This window comes from Streptomyces sp. NPDC029292 (assembly GCF_055569295.1).
Window position 1 is genome coordinate 1 of sequence record NZ_JBVHXR010000048.1, and the last position, 22,477, is coordinate 22,477.

Annotated in this window: 19 protein-coding genes; 14 read left to right on the top strand and 5 right to left on the bottom strand. The window is 69.0% G+C overall.

Annotation, left to right across the window (positions count from 1 at the left end):
• Positions 1-1,007: 1,007 nt before the first annotated feature.
• The gene (locus ACZ4WS_RS47395; protein ID WP_467990369.1) at positions 1,008-1,328 is read left to right on the top strand and encodes a hypothetical protein; all 321 of its coding nucleotides are present in this window, start codon (positions 1,008-1,010) and stop codon (positions 1,326-1,328) included.
• A 9-nt stretch (positions 1,329-1,337) separates the two neighbouring features.
• On the top strand, positions 1,338-2,111 hold the full coding sequence (locus ACZ4WS_RS47400) for a helix-turn-helix domain-containing protein (RefSeq protein WP_467990372.1): 774 nt from the start codon (positions 1,338-1,340) through the stop codon (positions 2,109-2,111).
• Positions 2,112-2,376: 265 nt separating this feature from the next.
• Here the strand turns inward: ACZ4WS_RS47400 and ACZ4WS_RS47405 are convergent, their stop codons facing one another.
• Positions 2,377-3,189: a hypothetical protein gene (locus tag ACZ4WS_RS47405; RefSeq protein ID WP_467990374.1), complete on the bottom strand. Its 813-nt coding sequence runs from the start codon at positions 3,187-3,189 to the stop codon at positions 2,377-2,379.
• 346 nt (positions 3,190-3,535) lie between these two features.
• Between ACZ4WS_RS47405 and ACZ4WS_RS47410 the strand changes: the two genes are divergently transcribed.
• From ACZ4WS_RS47410 to ACZ4WS_RS47430, 5 genes are all read left to right on the top strand, one after another.
• Positions 3,536-3,880: a hypothetical protein gene (locus ACZ4WS_RS47410; protein WP_467990377.1), complete on the top strand. Its 345-nt coding sequence runs from the start codon at positions 3,536-3,538 to the stop codon at positions 3,878-3,880.
• Between the two features lie 169 nt (positions 3,881-4,049).
• Positions 4,050-5,318 carry an AAA family ATPase gene (locus ACZ4WS_RS47415; protein WP_467990380.1) on the top strand — a complete coding sequence of 423 codons (1,269 nt, stop codon included), beginning with the start codon at positions 4,050-4,052 and terminating at the stop codon, positions 5,316-5,318.
• A 103-nt stretch (positions 5,319-5,421) separates the two neighbouring features.
• Positions 5,422-7,065: a transposase gene (locus ACZ4WS_RS47420; RefSeq protein WP_467990410.1), complete on the top strand. Its 1,644-nt coding sequence runs from the start codon at positions 5,422-5,424 to the stop codon at positions 7,063-7,065.
• Positions 7,062-7,805, top strand: coding sequence for an AAA family ATPase (locus ACZ4WS_RS47425; protein WP_467990384.1), 744 nt, complete (start codon positions 7,062-7,064; stop codon positions 7,803-7,805). Before ACZ4WS_RS47420 ends, ACZ4WS_RS47425 begins: the two co-directional genes overlap by 4 nt.
• A 13-nt stretch (positions 7,806-7,818) precedes the next feature.
• Positions 7,819-8,931, top strand: a complete 1,113-nt coding sequence (locus tag ACZ4WS_RS47430) for a hypothetical protein (protein WP_467990386.1) — start codon at positions 7,819-7,821, stop codon at positions 8,929-8,931.
• Between the two features lie 68 nt (positions 8,932-8,999).
• Here the strand turns inward: ACZ4WS_RS47430 and tpg (ACZ4WS_RS47435) are convergent, their stop codons facing one another.
• The gene (gene tpg, locus ACZ4WS_RS47435; RefSeq protein WP_467990388.1) at positions 9,000-9,554 is read right to left on the bottom strand and encodes a telomere-protecting terminal protein Tpg; all 555 of its coding nucleotides are present in this window, start codon (positions 9,552-9,554) and stop codon (positions 9,000-9,002) included.
• 173 nt (positions 9,555-9,727) lie between these two features.
• Here tpg (ACZ4WS_RS47435) and ACZ4WS_RS47440 point away from each other — a divergent pair, with 173 nt between their 5' ends.
• From ACZ4WS_RS47440 to ACZ4WS_RS47460, 5 genes are all read left to right on the top strand, one after another.
• A complete protein-coding gene (locus ACZ4WS_RS47440; RefSeq protein ID WP_467990389.1) occupies positions 9,728-10,558 on the top strand; it encodes a TIGR02391 family protein in 831 nt (276 codons plus the stop codon).
• 72 nt (positions 10,559-10,630) lie between these two features.
• Entirely contained in the window at positions 10,631-12,868 is a 2,238-nt protein-coding gene (gene tap, locus ACZ4WS_RS47445) for a telomere-associated protein Tap (RefSeq protein WP_467990391.1), read from the top strand.
• Positions 12,869-12,872: 4 nt separating this feature from the next.
• A complete protein-coding gene (gene tpg, locus ACZ4WS_RS47450; protein ID WP_467990393.1) occupies positions 12,873-13,463 on the top strand; it encodes a telomere-protecting terminal protein Tpg in 591 nt (196 codons plus the stop codon).
• Positions 13,464-14,182: 719 nt separating this feature from the next.
• Positions 14,183-14,479 (top strand): hypothetical protein, encoded by a 297-nt coding sequence (locus ACZ4WS_RS47455; RefSeq protein WP_467990395.1) that lies wholly within the window; start codon positions 14,183-14,185, stop codon positions 14,477-14,479.
• Between the two features lie 31 nt (positions 14,480-14,510).
• A complete protein-coding gene (locus tag ACZ4WS_RS47460) occupies positions 14,511-15,167 on the top strand; it encodes a hypothetical protein (protein WP_467990397.1) in 657 nt (218 codons plus the stop codon).
• A gap of 168 nt (positions 15,168-15,335) precedes the next feature.
• Here ACZ4WS_RS47460 and ACZ4WS_RS47465 read toward each other — a convergent pair.
• Positions 15,336-16,144 (bottom strand): IS5 family transposase gene (locus tag ACZ4WS_RS47465; protein WP_467990399.1). Its coding sequence is split into 2 segments (ribosomal slippage): positions 15,336-15,797 and positions 15,800-16,144, totalling 807 coding nucleotides; the frame shifts between segments, so codons are not numbered across the junction.
• A gap of 220 nt (positions 16,145-16,364) precedes the next feature.
• A complete protein-coding gene (locus ACZ4WS_RS47470) occupies positions 16,365-18,389 on the bottom strand; it encodes an NACHT domain-containing protein (protein WP_467990401.1) in 2,025 nt (674 codons plus the stop codon).
• Positions 18,390-18,557: 168 nt separating this feature from the next.
• Here ACZ4WS_RS47470 and ACZ4WS_RS47475 point away from each other — a divergent pair, with 168 nt between their 5' ends.
• Positions 18,558-18,713 (top strand): hypothetical protein, encoded by a 156-nt coding sequence (locus tag ACZ4WS_RS47475; protein ID WP_467990403.1) that lies wholly within the window; start codon positions 18,558-18,560, stop codon positions 18,711-18,713.
• Between the two features lie 395 nt (positions 18,714-19,108).
• A complete protein-coding gene (locus tag ACZ4WS_RS47480) occupies positions 19,109-19,231 on the top strand; it encodes a hypothetical protein (protein WP_467990406.1) in 123 nt (40 codons plus the stop codon).
• Positions 19,232-19,508: 277 nt separating this feature from the next.
• Here ACZ4WS_RS47480 and ACZ4WS_RS47485 read toward each other — a convergent pair whose 3' ends face one another.
• Positions 19,509-21,908: a helicase associated domain-containing protein gene (locus tag ACZ4WS_RS47485; RefSeq protein WP_467990408.1), complete on the bottom strand. Its 2,400-nt coding sequence runs from the start codon at positions 21,906-21,908 to the stop codon at positions 19,509-19,511.
• Positions 21,909-22,477 lie beyond the last annotated feature (569 nt).

The following is a 22,477-nucleotide window of genomic DNA, read 5'->3' on the forward strand; positions in this document are numbered from 1 at the left end:
ACCACAGCAATCTCGTCCGGAGTCACACACTCTCAACGCCACACCGGACCCCCAGGACACGCACCACCACAACCGACCTGACCAAGCCCTACTAGTCGTCGTGGCGAATTGATCTGAGCTGGGGTTTCCGTGGAGGTTCAAGAGCCAAGGGGCCCTCTGAAGTGCTAGTTCAGTGATCGTTCCGGAATCCAGTGATCGTCGAAGGATTCGCTATTGCCGGGTGGATCAGGCGGAGCAAGTCTGTGCTGGTCAGGGGGGTGTGGGGGAGTGAGGTGGGCCGAGAGCGCGGCTGTGGGCATGGTCGGTGGTGACAAGCTGGTTGGCTGGCCTCGTGCAAGGTGCCCGTCATACCGTTTCCCGGTCGGTGTCAGTGCCTGCTCCTGGGTTGTGGACATGACGTCAGCGAGGCCCGAGCGCCCGGTCGGTGAACTCCTGGGCGATTTCGCCCGGTTGCATCTGGGCGCCTGGGCGGCCGGCGACGCGGCGGGCCTGGACGAGGCCTGGACCGACGGCATCCTGCCCGCCCTGGGATCCTGGTACGGGGCCTACGAGTTCTGTACGAGGGGGGCTTCGCCGCCTGACCGCACGAGCTCCCGCCCGCAACACCGTGCTGTCTTTCACCGTCTCCACGGCATGACAGAGGGCCGACCTGGTCACAGGTCGGCCCTCAGGGTTGGGCCGGGTGCTGCCACGCACGCCGGTGCCCGAAGGTTCTGTCCCGATCGGTAGGGAGGAGTCCGCAGCCGCCGGGGGAGTTGGAACCTGTCATTTGGAGCGTCGCATCCCTACCTGTAGGGGTGCAAGCGCGCCGTGCCGAAGCTGGGTCGCAGGCGCATCAACCATACGGAGCTCCGTACACCGCGCAAGAACATTGCAGGTCAGCGGGGCTGATCCGCGTGGATTGCTTACGGAGCCTGCCAACAGAACTGCCAAGGGGCCCGTAGACGCATCAACTGCTGGGGTCCCTGCAGGCGGTAGGGCACCATGGCACTTAGACCCCCTAGGACGTGCCACCGTCCAGGTGTGGTGAGGAGTCCGCAGCCGCCGGCGGCAACACCCACGAGTGCAGCCGCCTGATCACAACAGGGAGTTCGCATGAGCCGCAAACGCCATGCCGCGGGGGCCGTACGCCCGCCCCGCACCGTCTCACCGGAACCGAGACCGCCGTCATCATCGTCATCGTCCTGACCAGCGTCGCACTCGCGTGGGGCGGCATGGATCCGGGCACCGTCCTCCGACTGCTCGCCGGTGCCGGTCTGATCGCGGTGGGGGCCGTGGTGACACTGCGCTTCGGCCGCCGGGTCCCGCTGCCCCTGCCGATAGTTTGAGGGGGCGTCATGGGACGTCCTGAGAAGCCGATCGACACGCTCCTGGGTCTCCTGGCTCTCGCCGGGTGGCTGCGAGAGATCCGTACCAACGCCCAGCTCACATATGTCGAGCTCGCGGCGAGGACCGGCAGCGCGTACTCGGCCACGACGCTGCAGCGCGCTGCGAGCGGCAAACGCGTCCCGCGCCTGCCGGTGGTGGAGGCGTATGCCGTGGCCTGCGGGCAATCGTTGGAGCAGGCCCGTCGCCGCTGGCGCCACGCGCGTGCCGTGGAGCACAGCATTATGCACGTGCTCGGCAGTGCTCCCCGACCCCGACTGGTCGAGAACGCGGCGGAACTACGTGCCGCTCTGCGCGAGATGTACCACCGGGCCGGTGCGATGCCACTGCGCGAGATGGAACGCCGGGCTGGCCTGGGGCGTCTGCCGCGCAGCACGATGCGCCGCATGCTCGACGGCACCACCATGCTCAGCAAGGACCAGATGCTGGCCTTCCTCACGGTCTGCGACGTGCCCGAGCGTGAACACCAGGACTGGCTGGACGCTCTGTCCCGGGTGTGGGACAAGAGGCACTCCTGGTACGACAACGAACTCTTCAAGAACCTGAACGAGCCTGCCGAGCAGTTCATCCGGGACGAGCAGAACCACCGGATGGAACGCAAGCCCCCGTCAGGCCGGGGCCGCTCGACGAGCAACGCGGGCGCGCAGCGCTCGCAGTTCGCTCGCGGCGGCCCTGCCAACAAGAACGGAAGGTGGCTGAAGCTGGGTGTCACGACTACCGGGTAAGAGCGATTGAGCACGCCAGTGGGCGGCCTCGATTCAGAGGCCCCCGCAGGCGACGCCGAACGCGACCGTCAGCGGCGGTCGGTAGGTGCGGCCGCGTTTGCTGATGCTTGGTGCGTCTAGACGGCGTGGCCCTGGTACGCCCTCTACATGAGGACGTACTGGGCAGTCGACGGCTTCCCCGGCTCGGCCGCCTAGCTGATCGTTTCAAATTGAAGCGTGGAGCTGCAACTTCTTTCTCCACGTAAGTGGGCGAGGTCCGATTCGGTCAGCTATGGCCCGGGTCCACTGCAGGCTCACTCAACACCTTGACCAGAACCTCATTGGCGACCTGCGCCAGTCGGCCAAGTTGCACCGCCTCGAACTGGAAGTACGGGTTGACCTGGAACGGCCCCGCGTGGCCGCCGTAGCCGAGGACCTGCTCCGATCCGAACAGCGTCCCTCGGTGCCCCGTATGCGAGTGCTGGTCGTACAGCGGGCCCGCGAGCTCCTTCACCTGCTTCTGCGTCAGCACGGTCTTGAGTGCTTTCCGGAACCGCTTCTCGGCAACTCCCTTGCGATGCTTGCACTCTGGATGGCAGTCGCACATAGAGTCGGGGACGGACCTCATACCGACGCCCTCGATCGCGGCTACGAAGGTGAGCAGCGAGAGCGACGGATGGCGTCTCCCCAGGCGTACGGCCTCGTAGTACGCGCTGAGCGCGGTCTCCAGTTCGGGGTCGCCGTCCAGCCTCTTCCATGCCCCAAGCACCCACAGCGGCAGCCTCCAGTTTCCTGTCCCCGGAGGGACCTCCCCGGTCCACTCCTCCCCGTGCGGGCTCGGGAATTCGGGACCGACCGAAGTCGGGATCTTCAGAACCGACCCGTCAGGGCCCTGAGGCCAGGGGAGCGTCCGGGGCTCCCACAGCTGCCTCCGATGCAGCGTCAGGAGAGCGCAGAGACGGTGCAACTGAGCCTGAGCGACAGGGACAACGGGGTCCCAGTGGTAGGTCTCGACCTGGCCGGTGACGACGACGGGGAAGCTGCGGGAGATCGTGATGAACTGCGAGTCGACTCGGTCCTGCCCTCGGAACTCGCGCATGTGGACACCACCGGGGGCGAGGGTCAGCGGCCCTACGTCTGTCGCCCTGATCTGCCCCAAGGGGTGGAATCCCTGTACGGCGGACGGGCTGACTCCAACGAGTGCATCCCATACGTGAGTCTGCTGGTGGTGCCCAATCTCGTCCATGGCCTTTCGCGCGCCAGTCCGCCAGGGGTCTACCTGGTCCGGTGACGGGGTGCCGACGTCGCCCACGACCGTGCAGCTGATGCCGTCGGAGTGAGGGTGGACGCGCAGGATGCTCGTCATGGAGTCGTCGAGGGGCGGCCCCATTTCCACCGGGCCACCGTGGCTGTCAGTGCCGCTGATGCGGCGAAACCCTCCGCCCATGGCGTTCCCGAGGTGGTGGGCCCACTCGTTGCCGTGCTCGGCCTTCGCCGCGATCCTCGCCGTGGCCGTGGCCGCCGCCTTCGGCGCCACCTTCCTGCCTGAGTCCGCCATCCCCTACCTCGGCCTGCTGCCGCTCGCCCTGGGCCTCAAGGCTGCCTGGCAGGCATGGAAGGACCACCGCGATGGGGACGGGGGCGAGGAGACAGAACAGACCGGGGCGGGTGGGCCGAGCCCGCTGGAGGTCGCCGCAGTCACCTTCGCTGCGATGTGCCGGTTTGGTGTCAGTGGGTGGGTGTCAGTGACGGGGTGTCAGGTGGGGGTGTTTGTGCTGGTGGGGTGTTGAGGTCGGGGCGGGGTCGCTGACGTGGGGTGGTGTCTGTTGCCGGTGCCGCTGTCGTGGGGCGGTACACCGTGTCTTGTGTCGCTGTCACGGGAACGGTGCTTCTGATCTTTTTGCGGGGTGGGCGGGTTCACGGTGGTCTTCTGTCGGGCGTGTGGCCGGGGAGGGCTGGGTGGGGGAGTGGGAGCTTGAGGGGCTGGTGTCGGTGCCGCGGCCGGTGTTGGTGGGGCGGTTGCTGGAGCTTGATGCGGCTGGTGGTGTGACGTCGGCGCATGTGCGGGCGGGGGCGCGGTTGGCGGGGGTGCATCCGCGGACGGTGTGGCGGTGGGTGGAGGCGGCGCGCAGTGAGGGCCGTGTGGAGCGGCGTCGTCGGTCCCGGTTCGAGTTGTCGGAGCAGGCGTGGGAGGTGCTGGCGCAGGCGGGTGGCAATGTGGCTGTGCTGTACCGGCATTTGAAGGAGTGCGGGGACGGGGATGCGGTGGTGTCGCTTGCCTCGGTGTACCGGGCGGTGCACCGCGAGCTGGCCGCGGGACGGGTGTTGCCGGACCGTGCCGCGGTCCGGCGGGCGCGGACTGAGCGGGAGACCCGGCAGGCTCTGGCAGACCTCGCCGTCGCGGGTGTCGGCACTGGCACGCCGTCTGCTTCTGCCGCGGCTGGTCCGGCTGGGCTGACGCCCGCAGTGCGGGAGGCGGCGCCGGTGGCGGGGGCGCCGGGCGTGGTGCTGCCGGTGGGGGCTCAGGCGGTGCGCACGGCGTCGGTGCGTGCGGTGGCCGAGGCGGTGGGGCAGGTGATGGCGGCCGGGGGCGCGGCGTGTGTGTTCGGGGATGCGGGACGGGGCAAGACGGTGGCGCTGCGGATGGCGCTGTCGGATCCGCCGGTGGGCTGGGGCGTGTCGTGGGTGCGGGTGCCGGTGCGTCCGTCGGTGTCGGAACTGCGGCGGGCGGTGTTCGAGACTTTGGTGTTGCCGGGCCGGTTTCCGTACCGTTCGGCCGAGGCCGATGAGCGGATCGTCGGCGCCCTGGACGAGGCTCGGGTGCTGGTGGTGGATGAGGCGCAGCGGTTGCCGGTGCCGTGTCTGGAGTATCTGCAGTCGTTGTGGGACCACCCGCATGCCCGGATGGCGCTGGTGCTGTGCGGGGCGGGCAGCGAGCGCGCGGTGGCGCGTGTGCCGCAGCTGGCGTCGCGGATCTGCGCGTGGCAGGAGGTGGGGCGTCTTGCCGCCGGCGAGGTGGCTGCGACGGCGTCTGCCTTTCATCCGCTGTGGGCTGGCGTCGCTGGCGGGGAGGTGGCGTGGATCGACCAGTCCTGCACGCACGGCGTCTTCCGCACTTGGGCTGCCTTGACGACGCATCTGCAGAACGCGCTGCTGACCGTGCCGGATGCGACGGTGGACCGGGCGCTGCTGCGTCGTCTGTTCCGGCGTCTGAGTCCTCCGGCCTGAGCGGATGTGCGGACAGGAGGGGGAGATGGAAGACGGCGGTGCGGCCGGCGTCGCGCGGGGCGGGCTTCCGGCGGCGTCGCGTGCCGCGCTGCGCGGTGTGGCGGTGCGCCGGCTGCTGGCTCTGCGGGTGCGGGGCGAGCTGACGACCGGTCATGTCCGGGTGGCGGCGGATGCGCTGGGGATGTCGGAGCGCACGGTGTGGCGGTGGCTGGCCGAAGCCGGCCGCGACGAACGGGCGGCGGACGCGCCCGGCGCACGGGCCCAGACCAGGACGAGATTCGTGATCACGCCGGAGGTCCGTGCGCTGCTGGCGTTGTGGAAGGGCAATGTCGCCGCGGTGCAGCGTGAGCTCGCTGCCCGTGCGGCCGGGCGCCCCGGAGTTGATGCCGGTGCACAGGTCGGGGCGCCGCTGCCTGGTGCAGGTCTGCCGCCGGATGTGCCGTCGCTGACGACGCTGCACCGGGCGATCCGCCGTGATCTGACGCCGGGGGAGCGGGCGGGGCTGGCGGGAGGGGAGCGGGCGGCGCGCAAACACGATGTGTTCCTGGCCCGGCCGCGGGGCTGGCGCAACCAGGTGTGGGAGACCGACCACATGCAGGCCCCGGTGCTGGTCGACGTCGACGGCAGGGCCCGCAGGCCGTGGATCACCTGGTTCACCGACTGCGCGACGAACGCGATCACCGGCGTCGCGGTCACGCCGGGGGATCCGTCGCGGGAGTCGGTGCTGTCCGCGCTGCGCTCCGCGGTCCTGCGCGAGGACCCCTACGGCCCGTTCGGCGGCCTGCCCGAGAAAGTACGTGTCGACCGCGGCAAGGACTTCCTGTCCCGGACGGTGACCGCCGCGTTCGATCTCCTGGACGTGACGGTGGAAGACCTGCCCGCCTACACCCCCCACCTCAAGGGCACCGTGGAGGGCCTGAACCGGGCGGTGGAGAGCATGTTCCTGGCCGCGCTGCCCGGCTATGCCCGCCAGCCGCGCCCCGGCAAACGCTCTTCCCGCCCGAAGGACGAAGTGCTGCTCGGCTTCGAGGACTTCACCGCCCGGCTGCTGGATTGGACGCTCTGGTGGAACACCGAGCACCGCCCGGCGCCGCTGCGGGGCAAGACGCCGCTTGAGGCGTGGCAGGACGATCCCACCCCGCTGCGGGACGTGCCGGCCGCGGACCTGTGGACGTTCACCCTGGAGGACGCCGGCACCCGCACGCTGACCACCCGCGGAGTCCGCTTCCGGAAACGCGACTACGTGGGGCCGTGGATGACCGGCCAGGCCGGGATCCAGGTCCGGGTCCGCTTCATGCCCCACCACGACCACCGCATCGAGGTCTATCACGCGGCCACCGGCCGCTACCTCGGTCCCGCGGACCTGGCCGACCAGGCCACCGACGAACAGATCAGCGCCGTACGGCGAGCGCGGTCCGCCCGCACCCGCCGCCTGAAGAAGGACCTGGAGGCCTCACAGCGCGAGCGCTACGCCGCCGTGAACCAGCCCGAGACGCCCCGGCGGCTCGGCGCGCTGACCACCGCGCAGGCCGAGGCCGAACTCGCCCAGGCCACCGGCACCGACCTGTCCGATCTGGCGCTGCCGGACCTCATCCCGCCCGCCGCGCCCCCGGCCGACTGGCGCACCCCGCCCTCCCTCGCCACCCGGACCACGCCGGACCGCCCCGCTTCGCTCCAGCCCCAACCCGTTCCCGACGGCCCGCCCGGACGAGCCGCAGACCCTGCTGAAGACGGAGACGCCCCGTGACCGCGGCCACCTACCAGTACGTCGACCTGCCCGATGCGTCCGTGGTCACCACCCGCGCCCTGCTCACCGCCCGGGACAACATCACCGACACGGTCGCCGCCCGCGCCATGATGTGCATCCACGGCGGCGCCGGCTTCGGCAAGACGCTCGCCGTCAACATCTGCCTGCGCGGACTCGGACCGCACGAGGACGTCCGCAAGATCACCTTCCGGGCCCGGCCCACCGCCCGCGCGGTGCGCTACGAGCTGTTCACCGCGCTCGACCTGGCCGGTGAACCACCGCGCCACCCCAGCGAGTTCGACCGCCTGCTGAAAACCGCCCTCGCCGAACGCCCCCGCACCTTCCTCGTCGACGAGGCCCAGTGGCTCAACGGGGAGGCGTTCGAATACTTCCGCTACCTGTGGGACGAACCAGCCACCCAGCTCGCGATCGTCTTCGTCGGCGGCGAGGGCTGCCACACCGTGCTGCGCCGCGAACCGATGCTCTCCTCCCGCATCTTCATCTGGCAGCACTTCACCCGCCTCACCCCCAACGAGGTCCTCGAGGCCATTCCCCTGTTCCACCCGGTCTGGGCCGACGCCGACCCCGACGACATCACCTTCGCCGACCAGCACGCCGCACACGGCAACTTCCGCGCCTGGGCCCAGCTGACCGCCCACACCCGCACCGCCCTGGCCCGCACCGGCCGCCCCCGCGTCGACCAGGAACTGCTGCGCTGGGCCTTCAGCCGCCTCGCCTGACCACCACGCCGCCATGCCACTCGCCGTGCCGCCGACACCCGTCACCGTGGTCATCGACCCGGGCGACGACGCGATCCACACGCACACCGCCCTGGCCGCCCACCACGTGCCGTCCGGCCGGATCACCCTGCACCCAGGCCCGGGCACCACCAGCGAAACCGGCCTCGCCCACGACCTTCTCGCCGCCCTGGGCAAACCGCCCCTGCTCCCGGGCCACTTCCCCGCCGGCCGTCAGCCCGCCTGGGAAGCCGCCACCGCATGGATCACCGCCCTGCCCGTCACCCGGCTGACCGTCCTGCGCGCCCACCGCCTCACCGCCCGCCGCACGATGTGCCTCCTGCAACTGCGCGCCATCACCGGCATCCACCTGACCCTGGTCTGCCACCGCCCCCACCTGCCCGCAGCCCTGCACCAGGCCCTGCAGATGGCCGACCACACCATCACCGCCGACTTCCAGGCAGCCCGCCGCCACTACTACGGCACACCCGCCGCCGTACCCCCGCCTGCCGACGAGCCCGCCCGGCCGGCCAACCGGTGGCTCACCCTGCCCGCGCTGGACCGCCTCGTCTCCTACGACAGCCCCGCCCGCTGTACCGCCCCGTGCGCACCGCCGCCGATCGTCTTCCAGCACCGCCCGCGACCAACACCCCTCACCCGGCAGACAGCCCGGGAAGCCGCCCGACGCCTGGCCGTCGCGACCGCCCATCCCCGCTTGGCTGCCGCCCTCGCCGCCGCGCTCTTCACCGGCGCCTCCTTCCAGCAACTCGCCACCGCCCGCCCCGACGACTACGACAACGTGGCGGCCACCCTGGCTCTGCATGACCGCGCCCGCTACACCGACGGCTGCGCCACCTACCGCGTGCCGCCGTGGGCGCGCGTCTTCCTGAAGGCCGCCGTGTGCTTCGCCCAGCTCGCGTCCGGCCAGGACCAGCGTCTGCTGGCCGGGCCCCACGACCGCATCCACCTGCTGCGTGTGGCGGAGGCAGCCAGGCTCCGCCCGCCCCAGCCGCCCGCCGGCCAGCGCACCGGTCCTGCCGGCCGCATCCAGTGGGACTGGCGCGAACGCAAGGAAGCACAGCGCTACGACACGATGCTGACACGGCACCAGACTCCGCCCTCGCCCTGAGCCCGGACCCAGACACCCCGAGCCAGGAAAGGGAGTGGTGCCACGCGGTACGGGGGGCGGGGGAGTGGTCAGGCGATGGAGAAATCGACGAACTCCACGTCGGTGAAGGCGATCCCGAGACCGTGGGCACGCAGGCCTCCGTCCCGGAAGTAGGCATGCCCCAGCGCCCGGGCGAGAATCACCATCTGCTGCTGCTCGCCCGCGCCGGTGTCCCGGGCGGCGAACAGCTCGCGGGCCACTTCTCCCGACAGGTACTGGGTGATCAGCCGTACTCGCGGGTCGTCCGACGATCCTGCCGGAGCGGCGAATCCGAACCGCGCCCTGGTGTGGAGGACGAAGCCGTCGGCCTCGGCCCGGGCCCGCCGGCGGGCACGCACCCGGGGCTGCCACCGAGCCCTGACGGCCTCGTCGATCAACCCGGCATGCACAGCACTGGGACGTCGGCGCATTCCCGGCCGGGTGGTGACCCACCGCTGTACCGTGCGCTGGGAGACGGCCAGGAGGGCAGCCACGTGCTTCGTTGAGCCCTTCTCCGCTCTGAGCAGGAAACGCACGGCTGCGTCATCTGTGGGCGCGGGGCGGGTCAGCAACGCTCGCTCGAGCCCCTCAGCGATCCCACCCATGCCTGCCCCCGAGTTCTCACGCTGCCCAGCGGCCGCCTGCACCCCTGGTCTCTCACGCTCGCCCGCTTGCTCCGGCTACTTCCGGCATCTCCGGGACATCCCTGCGGATGCTGGGCTAGGGGAAGCCCGAAGCGGAAGGGAGTTGGGTCCCAGGCGCGTGTGAGGATCGGTGCATGGATGCAGCCCGTGATCCCGAGTACCTCAAGGCGACGGCTCAAGCGGTCACCGACTTCAAGACCGCGCTGGAGGAGTTCCTTTCTCTGCACGAGACCAACCACGTCGCCCGCGGTCTTGCCCCGGCGGTCGTCCCACACGATGACGCCGACCCCGACGAAGTCCATCACGCGCGCGCCAAGGCCGCTCGGGCAGCCGGCCGTGCCTGCTACGCGACTCGTCTGACCGGCTCCTCCATCCACGTGGAGGGCCATGGAGCGGTGGATCCGATTGCCGCCTGGCACTCGATGGCCTCCCCGAAGCCGCTGCTGGAGCCGGACAATGTGCTGGAGATGTGCGACCAGATCCTGGGGCGGCTGGAGGCGATGGCGGCCAAGGCAACGGCCGAGGCACCGTCCGTGACCGGAGTGGAGCTGCTGCATCCTCTGGTGTGGGGCGCGGCTCGCCGTCTGTGGCTCAACGAGCACTACCGGGAGGCCGTCGCCTCGGCCGCCGAAGCCCTGGTCACCCACGTCCAGACCCGTACCGGACGCCGGGATCTTCCTGCCACGAGCCTGTGGCAGCAGGTCTTCTCCGCGAGCGATCCCAAGGAGGGCCACCCCCGCCTGCGCTGGCCCGGTGATTCCCAAGACCAGACCGTGCGGTCCATGAACGACGGGCTGCGCCAGTTCGCTCCCGGGGCACAGATGACGATCCGTAACACCTCGACCCACGGCACGGACGGCATGACCGCCCAGGACGCGCTGGAGCGCCTCGCCGCCCTCAGCCTGCTGGCCCGGAGGGTCGACGGGTGCGACGACGTCACAGCCCAGGCCACGGACGCGCCATAAGTCGTAATCCAGGGCTAAGGAGTGAGCTATATCCAGGGTTAATTTTTGCTAACCTCCAGGGCGGAGGTGGCGATGGCGGACCGGCCGAGTCAGGATGAGCTCTTCGCGGCGGTGGACGAACTGCTGGCGGGTGAGCCGGAGCTGCCGCCGCCGACGGAGCGGGCCCGGCTGCGTGAGGCGGCCGGTATCACACAGGCCCGGCTGGCTCAGGTGCTGCGGACCACGGCACAGACGGTGAAGAACTGGGAGAACGGCCGGTCCGAGCCGCGCCCGCCACGCCGTGAGGCCTATCTGCGGCTGCTGGAAGGCTGGGCGGCGAAGCACCCGGTCGAACCGGACAACGAGCCTGCGCTGCAGACCTTCACCGGTTCCGCGCCCGCACCCGAGCGGGCGCCCGCCGACGGGCCTGCCCACGACCCAGCGCCTGTACCCGCGAACTCCTCGCGCCCACACAGGCCTGCCGCGGCCGCGTCCCGTCCAGCCGGCGCCCCCAGGACCGCGTCGACGTCACGGCGCCCGGCGAGGTCGAAGGCGGCCGCGCCCGCGGCCGACTCTCGCTTCCCGAACGGGCCTCTGGCCGTGCTGGACGGGGACGGCATCGCCTACTGCCTGGGCGGCGTGTTGCTGGACTGCCCAGCAACCACCATTGCGCAGCTGGTGGAGTGGACGCTGCAGGAGTCCGGGATCGGGCAGGCGCGGTTGCACCGGCACGGCAAGGACTCCGACCCGCTGATCGTGCTCACCCAGTCCGCGACCGTACGGCTCGGGCTGCCGGAACGGCTGGAGGACCGTCGGGACCTGCGTCTGGCGGAGGACCACCCGGTCGTCAGGCAACTGGCCCGTGTGAAGTGGAAATTGACGCAGCGTGGGTTCGGCCCGTGGCCACGGATCTACCGTCCGGCAGAGGCGGGCCGGCGGCAGTGCGTGCAGCTGGCGGTCCTGCCGTGGGATGCCCTGGACACCCGCGCCTGGGGCGATGTGGCGAGCCTGCACCCGGCCGATCTGGCCCGTGTCCTGGGGGTGTTCGCGTCTCGGGTCTTCACTCCGCGTGGCTCCACCGCAGTGACCGGGCTGGAGCTGATGACGGCGTTGCGGCCGTCGACCCGGCCGGTCAAGGACGAGGCGACCGGCGAGTGGGTCTCCGGCCCGAACCCGGGCGCACTCGCCCGGCCGGTGGACCCGGCGCCGCCGGAGGCCCCCCAGGAGCATCCGGTCGCGCAGGACTGGGAGGGCGGCTTCCTCGACGAGGAGGCCTACCAGTGGGTGCGCGACCCTCAACTGCTCAGTGACGAGGAGTGCCTGCTGCCCTGGGCGGTGGGCATCGACATCAACACCGCCTTCCTCGCGGCGGCCGCCCGCCTCACCGTCGGCCTGTCCGGGCCGGTCCACGTCACGGCACCGGTGTTCGACAAGAAGATCCCCGGCACCTGGCTGGCTGACCTGTCCCGCATCGAGACGGACCCGCGCCTGCCCAGTCCCTTCACTCCAAGTGGCCTGCGCCCCGACGGGCCCGGCTGGTACACCACCGCGACCCTGGCCTATGCCGAGGAACTCGGGTACGAGGTCCGCCCGATCGAGGCGTACCTGCGTCAGGAGACCGGCGCGTACCTGGACCCGTGGCACGACCGGCTCAAGGACGCCTACCTGACCACCACTGCAGACATGGGCATCCCCGTCGACAAGGACACCGACCCGGCCGCGTTCCTGGACGCGATGGCGCTGCACAAGACGTACGTGGCCAACGCCGACACCCACCTCGAGGCCCTGCGCGCGGCGCTCACCGAACTGCCCGTCGGCCGCGCCGACATGAGCGATGAGGACCTGGCCGCCCTGGTGCGCCGGCACCGGCAGGGGGCGATGGTGCTGTCGGCGATCAAGTCGACCGTCAAGGGAGGCATCGGCAAGCTCCGCGAACGCCCCCAGGGGCGCCACTACAAGGACGGTGAGCGCTGGCCCGCCCTGGAACGCCCCACCTGGCGGCCTGACATCCGCGCGGTGGTCATCGCCAAGGCGAGGGTGAACATGCACCGCAAGATGGCCAAACTCGCCGCTCTGACCGGCCAACATCCGCTGGCGGTGCTTTCCGACTGCGTCGTCTACGCCAGCCCGGGTCCCTCCCCTCTGGACTTCCTGCCGACAGGTGGCGAGGGCACTCCGGTGTACGGCACGTTCCGCGTCGGCGCGAACCCGGGCTTGTGCAAGGTCGAGGGCGTCCAGGAGATGGCGTGGGCGGTCGACCTGATGGAACAGGGCTACAACCCCGCTCGCCACATCAAGGGCGGCGACGCCGTCATGGACGAAGGGGAGTAGACCCGTGGTGCGACGAATCCGTCCGGGCAACGCCGGCGCTGACGACGCCCTGGTCCAGGAAGCCATCGAGCGCGCCGGTCAGGAAGTGTTCAGCCATGAGCCGCCCAAGACCTTGAAGGCGCGCATCAACTTCCTGTTGGGGAAGTTGAAGACGACCAAGGCGGTCGCGCAGGAGCTGGGCATCACCCAGCGGTCCGTGGAGCGCTACCGCACCGGCGCGCGCAAGCAGCCGCCCAAGGCGATCACCGACCGGATCGACGCGGCCGTACGCGCCCGTTGGCAGCCCCGCGTCCGCGACCGACGCCGCAAGCAGGCCGCGACCCGTACCGGGATCACCGTTGAGGCCCGCGCCCGGTTCGGCTACAGCGCGCCGATCGGCACGACCGACGACGGTCGCACACGGCGCATCACCGTCCACCTCCCGGCCGACTACGCCCGCCGCCTCTTCGACGCCCAGGAGGGCATCGGCGACCAGTCACCCAACGAAGTCATCGCCGAAGGCATCCAAGAAACGTATTTTAAAGACCACGGACGACGCGCCGACCATCTTGAAGTCGAATTCACAGACATCGACTACATCGATATCTCACTCTAAAAAGGGATCAAGATGAGACGGGCGTCAACTATTCGTCTCTAGATGCGGATGCACGTGAGCCGATGCCCGGCCTTGAAGGCCGGGCATCGGCTTCACCTAGACCAGGTGCGCCAACACCTGGCCTCATTCCCTGTGTGCGCCGGTTGGAGCCAGTAGCAATCAGGGGCTGGCCTCGGCCTGCTTCCGCGGGTCGGGCTCGTACGAAGAGTCTGCCCGTTGATTCGAGGCCAGGTGCTGGCCAAGCGGTGCGGTATTGAATCAATCCAGGTCAGAGCCTCTGCTGGCTTGGAACTGGGGAAACGAAGCGGCAGTGTCCCGAAGCCCCTCTTCTGCGCTCACAGTGAGGCCTGTGCAGCGCTTTGACCTGCTGTTTTGCACCGCAAGCGTCGTCGCAAATGCCTGCGGCGTGATGTCACGTGCTCGTGGTAGGGCCCTGCACAGCGCTCTGACCTGCGGTGTTGCTCGCGAGCGTCATCTCGTGCGGTGCTTCGCGTCCGCTCTCTCGTCGTGTGCGCGTACGACGAGGGTCCTTTGGAGCGTTGGTGAGCCAACGTTTTGACCGGCTGTCATATGTGGCTTAGGGGCTGGAATGCTTGCGGCAGCAGGGCCCGTTCACGTGTTGGGAGCGCCAACTCCGCGCGAGGCAGGGCCACCGGTTGGAGCCACGTAGCACCGTCTGGCGACCCCATGGTCGCCGTGCGGTGATTAGGGAGATCCATATGGGCGGAAAGCCCTCAGCTGCGGCGAGCGCCGTGGCCGCCGAGCCGGCGTCGTCCGGCAGCGACAGCACCTCCACGAACGGCCGCTTCGGCATGCCTGCCGCGTTCGTGATCACCGTCTGCATCGTCACCGCGGCGGTTCTCGTCCAGCTCGGGATGATCGTCAGCGACGCCTTGTTCCTCCTCGCAGGAGCAGGCAGCATCGGTGCCGCGGTCGTCGTGCTGGCGGTGACCGGCGGACACCGCGCCGGCCCGATCGGCCGCCTCGTGCGCGCCTACTTCAGCGCGGGAAACTGAGGTGGTCGCCATAGGACGCCCGGAGAAGCCGGTGGACCGTACCGTCCCGGCGCGCGCCAACCTCGCCGACTTCCTGCGCGGCTGCAAGGCCGACGCTGGCATGACCTACGAGCAGATGGCCAAGAAGACGAACGGCGTGCCGTCGAAGGCGACGTTCGAGCGCGCCGCCTCGGGCGTCTCCGTCCCGGCCTGGGACACCGTCGCCTCTTTCGTCATGGCCACCCTGACGGCTAATGCATGGCTCATGAGCCCCAGCGATCCCATGATCCGCGCCCGGACGCTGTGGATCTGCGCACGCCGGGCCACCCGGGCGCCGTACTACATCCACAAGGCGCCCGATCCGGGAATCGTCTGGGGTGTGGCGGACTTCAGCCGTGCCCTGCGCGATCAGCACGTCTGGGCCGGTTACCCCTCGCCCGGGGAGATGGAACGGATGGCCGGCCCCGGCGAGCTGCCGAGCAGTACCGCCCGCCGCATCATCCAGGGCCACATCCTGCCCGTCGACCCCGCGCAGGCCATTGCCTTCCTGAAGGCTTGTTACGCGACTGACCTGGCGCTATGGATCGGTGCAGGACATCGGGCCCTTGAGAACGACAGACCTCATGACATAGCTACCTATGCCTGGGTCAAAGCTCACAAGTGGATGCTTGCTGAATTCGATTCCACCGAAATGCAAGATGCCGTGTAAGTCCGGTGAGATGTGCCGGTCCAGTGCCGGTGGGTGGATATCAGTGACGGAATGTCAGGCCGGGCTGCTGTCGATCACGTTGAAGCTGCCCCAGTCCGCGACCATCACCGACGACATCGACGGCCTCGAACCCAACGAGGCGCCAGCGGTTCTGCCTAAGAAGTCATCTCATTTGGTGAGTCTGCGGTAGCAGATGAGGGTGCGGGCGATGCTCGTGAAGGCGAGGAAGTGCTCGGCTTTGCGCTCGTAGCGTCGGTGGAGACGGCGGCAGCCGGCGAGCCAGGACGTGGTGCGTTCGACGGTCCAGCGGTGGCGGCCCAGTCGCTGTGAGGACTCGACTCCTTTCCTCGCGATGCGTTGCTGGATGCCGCGCTGGCGTAACCATCGTCGCAGGTGGGTGTAGTCGTAGCCTTTGTCGGCGTGGAGCTTTCCGGGCTTGCGGCGCCGAGGTCCGCGGCGGGAGCGGATCGGCGGTATCCCTTGTACGAGGGGGATCAGGGCCTGGCTGTCGTGGAGGTTCGCCCCCGAGGTTCCGACGGAGAGGGGCAGACCGGTCCGCTCGGTGATCAGATGGATCTTTGACCCGTACTTGCCCCGGTCGACAGGATTCGGACCTGTCAGGTCCCCCTTTTCAGGGCCCGCATGTTCACCGAGTCGATCGCGCAGCGGGACCAGTCCAACTCGCCGCGGGAGCCGAGCTCGTCGAGCATCACGCGGTGGAGCTTGGCCCATACCCTGGCCTTCGTCCACTCGGAGAAACGCCGATGAGCGGTCGCCCCCGACGGGCCGAACGAAGCACTGGGCAACTGCTGCCACGTGCAGCCTGACGTGGCCACGAACACGATCGCGGCCAGCACCTCACGATCACCATGCCGGCGCCGTCCACCACCCTGAAGCCGCGAGGGCGCCTCCGGCACCACCCGCTGAAACAACTCCCACAACTCATCCGGCACCAGCCGCTCAACGATCCCCGCCATGACCGACAGCCTACCGAATCCCGCCAAATGAGATGACTTCTAAGACGCCAGCACAAGCTGTCTCGGGATGGCCCGATCCTCCTGCGGTGCTCCGGCTGCGGCAGGCCTCCCCATACCCGGTCAGCCCGTAACACCCCTGCTATACCCAGGAGATGCCCAGCTCAGAGCCGTGTGCAACACGCTTTAGTGACTCTGTGGGCGCGCTGCCGGAATTCGTAATTCAGGGGTGGGGGTGTTGGGCGAGCCATTGCTGGAGTTCGCGGTGGCGGAACTGGTAGGCGGGGCCGCTGTAGCGGAGCAGGCCGGCCGTGACCGCCCAATCGAGGAAGCGGGCAAGCCGGAACGGTAGACGGCCCCGCGAGCACAGCAGGAACACTCCATACCGCCGTGCTGCCGTGAGTCCGGACCCGAGCCCGACCGCGAGCCCGACCGCGAGCCCGAACGTGAGCCCGGCTGTGAGCCCGGCCCTGAGCCCGTTATCGAGCCCTTCCGTGAGCCCGAACGCGAGCCCGGTGATGGGCCCAACCATGAGCCCGGTGATGAGCCCGACCAATATGTCGTCGCGGATAATGGTCCGCGGACTGGCCATGGTGGTCGGTTCCCCTGCGAGCCCGACCGTGAGCCCGACCGTGAGCCCGACCGTGAGCCCGCCCGCGAGCCCGGCTGCCCCTTGCCTGGGCCCGAGCCCGATCGCGAGCCCGATCGCGATCGGGAGCCCGATCGCGAGGCCGCCCGTGAGTCCGAGCGTGAGCACGGCTGTGAGTGGTCGGAGTGTTCTTCGACGGTCGCCTTTGCGGAAGCTCGGAAGACGGTGGGGCTCGACAGCCGGGAATGCGAGTAGGCCGGCTATGAGCGCGCTTACCGTCACACTGGCTGCCGAAGAGTTGGGTTGGGTGGTGGTCCAGGCCAGGGGCAGGGGCAGGAGCGCGGTGAGGGTGGTCAGGAGAACGTCGGTGGCGCGGACGCGGGTGAGACCGGCGAGGGGCCATAGGTGGTGGAGCGTGAAGTCGGTGGCGACATAGCCTGTGGGGCTGTTGAGGTGGTGGAGCCAGCGGTGTACCTCGGCGGGTGGGTAGTGGCGGGGGTTGGGGGTGTTGGCGGTGGCGGCTGGGATGTAGCGGGCAAGAAGGAACTGGTCGAGGTCGTGTGCGGTGGAGTGGTATACGAGCTGGGTGGGGTTGCCGGTGCGGTGGTAGACGGTGGCGGCCAGGCACAGCCGCCACGGCGTGGACAATGTGGCGGCGAGCGGGCCGGTGGGCTGACTCTGCAGATGCTGGAAGAGAGGCTGCCAGCGGGGGATGTCGAGGGCGCGGTCACGCAGATAGGTGATGGCGTACGCGGTGTTGACGGGGGCGATCGCTATGCGGGCCGCGTCGATCAACCGCAGGGTGGGGCCGAGAGAGTCGTAGTGGTCTGTCCGGCAGGTCAGGACCAGCCTCGTTTCCAGGCCGTCCTGGTCGGCGTTGAGGGCTTTAAGGGCAGCAAGGGCCCGCGGTGCCTGGGGGTCAGGGGTGCTGTCATTGCGGACGGGGTCCATTTCGTCCAGTCCGTCCAGGACGGGCAGTACCAGGCCCTGGCCGACCAGCTTGGCGGCCAGGTCGGCAGGCCAGTCGTAGGCCTCCACCAGTCGCTGGGCCAGCAGATCGGTCAGGAGCTGACTGGTGTCCCACTGGGCAAGTGAGACACGGACCGGGACCGGCTCGTCATCCGCGCGATCCTTGAGGAGGGCGAGCATCAATTCCAGGGCCAGAACGGTCTTGCCCGCACCCGCAGCGCCGGTGATGACCAGACGCCGCGGCCGGGTGGAACGGTAGTAGTCCAGGACATCGGGCAGCGCGGCGGGGGCCGCGTCGGTGAAGGTACGTCCGGCCGGCGGGGCAGCAGCGGCGCGGCTTGCGGCGGGGTGGAGCACGTAGGCGAGGTTGATGCGCTGGGTATCGGCGCCGAGCAGCTGCCGCTGCACCTTGCTCTCACCCGTCTCGACCTGCCGGGCGAGCGTCTTGGCCCAGCCTTGTGCCAGTTCGGCGTCGTTGCCCTCGATCGGCTTGCGTAGCGCCGCGCCGGCGAGCACGAGACCGATGACACCGACGGGAACCCCGCAAAGGCCTGCGATGTCGGTGGACTCCAACTCGCCGTTGACGATGTGCCACACGGCGAAGCCCGCACTCACTGCGATCGACACCGCGAAGGCGAAACTGATGACTTGCCACGCGCGCCGCTGGCGGCGTCCCCCGAGTCCGGCCATGCGCCGATCCTGCCGCTGCGTGCAGCAATCGGAGGCTTTTTGCCCTTCTTGTGACCTCGGGGTGCACAGCGACATTCCTTCAGTAGAAGTTGGCGGGACCCGACGGCGAGGCGGGATGCTGGACGCGGCCGGGCAGCGGTCGTTCGCAGCCTGCGGAGGGGGTGACGGATGCGGACCCTGGACGTACGGGTGGGCGCCACGTACATCGTCAACGTGCCACAGCGCATCCCGCCCAAGGTGCGTGACCGCCCCGTACCGCGCACCCCCGAGGCGTTCGCCGCGCACATGCGGCTGCATCTCCACCGGGGTCGGCGCTTCGACTGACCGTCACCGACGTGGACCTTCGGGCGTGCACGGTCGACGGCACCTGCACCCGCTGCGCCGCGTTCAGGGTCGACAACCCTGTGCCGTCTGGCGATTACTGATCAGCAAGCCTCCAACGACGCGTATGCGACGCGAGATCATCTGTGGTGCGGGTAGCGGTTGGTGGGGACCTTTAGCCTACGTAGGGTCACCGGACACCGTCAGTGTGCTGAACCTGTGAAGACCCCTGGTCGAGAAGTTCCGGGAGTGTCCCAACTCGGCTTGACCTAAGGCCAGATACATAAGGATGCTTGTCTTCGTTCCACCGGATCCTCCCTTCAGCTCCGCTGCTCTCCGCGCGGAGCGCGGCGGACGTCCTGAGAGACAGGGCGACAGGAGGAGAAGGAGGAACAGTGGTGAGATCCGACGTGGGCAAGCCACGCAGGCGCTGGACCGGCTCTGAGAAGTGGTCGGTGGGGCTGGCTGCAGTAGGCGTGCTCGTGGCGATCATTGCCACGGTGGGGCAGTTCGTCCACTAGGGCGCCCACACATGAGACGGTCGCGGCCGGGACTGACACGTAGTGAGCCCGGTCTGCTGCTAGGCGACCGGGCTCATGGAACTGCGCGGAGGGCCTGGCTCTGGCAGGAGCTGGGCCCTTCGTTGCTGGTACCGAACCGAGTGTGTACCTGGGCACCCCGTTCCGACAAGAAGAACATTACCTGCTTTGGCCCTGATCTCGGCTCGGGCTGTAGATGGTCCGAGCACCAGACCAACACGAGCAGAGCAGGTCAACGCCTCGCAAGGCCTCCCACCAGTCACGTCCTCGCCCACTGCAGTCCGAGGTTGGCGAGCTGCTGGAGTTTGTCGGGGGTGAGTTTGGCGCGGCGTCCCTTCTGATTCATGATCCACACGCCGAGTTTGACCTCGGTGCCGTCCTCCAGTCGCTCTACGTGGCCTCTGGGGACGGTCACGGTCCCGGTGCGGGCTTTGTACTGCGCGAGGGCCGCGACGCCCTTCTCGAAGGCGCTCACGGGCGCTGTGGACGGCTTCGCGGATGCTTCCGGCTCGGGGGCCGGGGCCGGCGGGGTGATGCGGAGTTGTTCCAGGCGTTCGCGCTGCCCGTCCGTCAGGGCTTGCCAGACCTTCGGTGTCCGCTGCTTGGCGAGCCATTTGCCGATGTCCATGCCGTGGACGGTGAGCCCGGGCAGGACGTCGGCCTGGTCTTCCTGGCCGTCTTCGTCGGCCAGGAGTTCGCGCAGCGCGGCGTAGTGCCGCTGCCAGTCGGCCGGCCATGACGGGTTCCAGTCCGGATCGATCTCCTTCAACGCGGCCTCCCACTCTGGGTGGTCGTCGAGGGCGCCGGGTCGGCGGAGGTTCGAGAGCCACTGCCCGACCGGCTTGTCGAGCATGGTGGCGGACCGGGGCGCGCACAGCGTCCAGTGCTGGTCGTAGTAGGCCTTGGCGGATTCGAGGTTTTCCTGGAACCGTTCATCGGCCAGTGACCAGACCATGCCGAGTTTCTCCAGCCGCTGGGCGCGTTGGCCGGTCATCTGCCCGGCCCCGTAGGCGCGTCGTTGTTCTGCGACCCATTGCCCCAGCGGGTACGCGCCCTCTTTGTGTCCGTAGGGAACTCGGGCGTGGTGCTCACGTTCGGTGAACGTCTTGAGTTTTGCCCAGCCGCGTGCCCAGTCCTGTTTCTCGGTGTCGATCACGTTGAAGGACACCCAGTCGGCGACCATGACCGGGTCCCGTGGGGCGGCGAAGCGGAGTAGCAGGCGGGATTCTTCCTCGCCGTCGTCGGGTGCCGCACCGATGTTTACGGAAGGCTGCGCGACGTCCTTCTGGGGCTCCTGGGGGATGGCGAGCAGTTCGACGGCCTCTTCGTCATGAGCCCGAAGACCTTCGAGTACTTTCACCAGAGGCCGGTATGAGCCGGAGGTGAACATGTCTTCTGGCTGCTCTCCGGGCTGGAGGAAGACGGGAACGATGAGGGAGGCGAGCTTGCCCTGTCCGGGCTTTTGACGGAGTGCCCGGCCGATGGCTTGGACGATGTCGTGCGGTGCGCCCTTGGGGTCCAGCAGGGCAACCGAATCCACGCTTCGAATATCGACACCCTCACCCAAAACGCGACAGTTGGAGAGCACGGCTCGCTGCGCCGTGGTGCCGAACGAGGCGAGGACTTCCCGCCGGTGCTCGGGGACGTGCTCGCCGCACAGCCAGTCCGCCCAGATCCGAGCCGGGTACGCCTCGGGCTGATCCGCGTGCAGCTTCGCCGCCACACGCTCCAGACCCTCCGCGTACGCCTGGGCCTCGATGGTCCGGTGGTGGAAGGTGATGCACGTCGACAGGTCGTGCTGCGCCATGGTGTGCAGGAGCGCGGCCTGCAAAGCCCCCAGACGCTGACCGCGTACCTCCTCGGTGTGCCGTTCCTCGCCCATCAGCCGCTCCGGCGTGACGACGGGGTCCTGGAGCTCCAGCACGATGATCTGGTACCGCGCCAGCAGACCGCGCGAGACGGCCGACGCCAGGCTGAGCTTGTACAGGACGGGCCCGAACACGGCCTCGTCGTCCATGGAAGCCGCCATCTCCCGCGGCAGCGGATCCCGCACCCCCTCGGCAACCTCCCGGCTCAGCCGCTCCTCCCAGATCCGCGGCGTCGCCGTCAGATACAGCCGCCGGTACGCCGGGATGACCGTGTGGTCGTGGATGTCCGCCCACGCCTTGCCCATCGACCCCGAAGTCCGGTGCGCCTCATCGACCACCGCCAGGTCCACCGGCGCCAACTGCCCGTAGACGCCCTCGAACGCCTCCGCCAGCACACCCAGCGACGCGTACGTCGCATAGACAGTCACCGGCCCCTGCCCGTGCCACAGCGCCAGCTGCACCGGGTTCGTCGTGGAACGCACCCCCAGGCCCCACAGCTCCGGGTCATCCTGAAGCGAACACACCGCAACCGCCGGCCCCTTGTGCCCGGCGTCATGCCACGCCTTCACCGTCTGCGCCAGAAGATCCAGCGTCGGCACCAGCACGAGAACGCGCCCCTTGGGCACGAGCCGCTTCGCTGCCGCCGCAGCAATGATCGTCTTCCCCGTGCCACACGCGGCGTGCACCTGCCCGCGCAGGCCGTTGAAAGGAATACCGCCCGGCGGGACATCGAGACCGCGCACGATGGCGGCAACGGCCTCGACCTGATGGGCACGCAGTTTCACGGACATTCCCGTGCTCTCCTTTTCGCGGAATGCGGTGCGTAATCAGAAATGGAATCCCGGAGCGGTGAGGATGGCCCGGGGGTGTGCTGTCTGATCCCAGACTCTACACAGTGCATCACTGTGATGCATCCATCTTCCATCAGCTCCCATCCCCAGGGTGAAACGTGACCGAATCTCACCCTGCGGCGGTAGATTGCGTGTATGCTGACAAGACAGTCCTCAACTCGGTAGAGAAAGTGTTGGGAGTTGGGGAGGGGTTCGGGTGGAGCGCAGCGGAGCCCGTCACTACGGTGAGGCCGGCACCCCCGTCAGACTGACGATCCGTCACCTCCGGTGCGGGGGTGGCGGATGGGATCCCAAACGCTACGCAGGCCCGCACATGATGTACCACCCCTTGCAGCCAGCCTCGGCGACCGCGCTTGCGCGGGTGCCCCAATTCGCGCTTGCGCGAATTGACTTCCGTCCGGAATTCCGTTTACGGAATTCCATTCCCGCGTTTACGCGGGAATTCGAATTGCGCTTGCGCAATTCGCGCTCTATGCAGCGCGCCAGCGCTGCATATCCCGCTCCGCGGG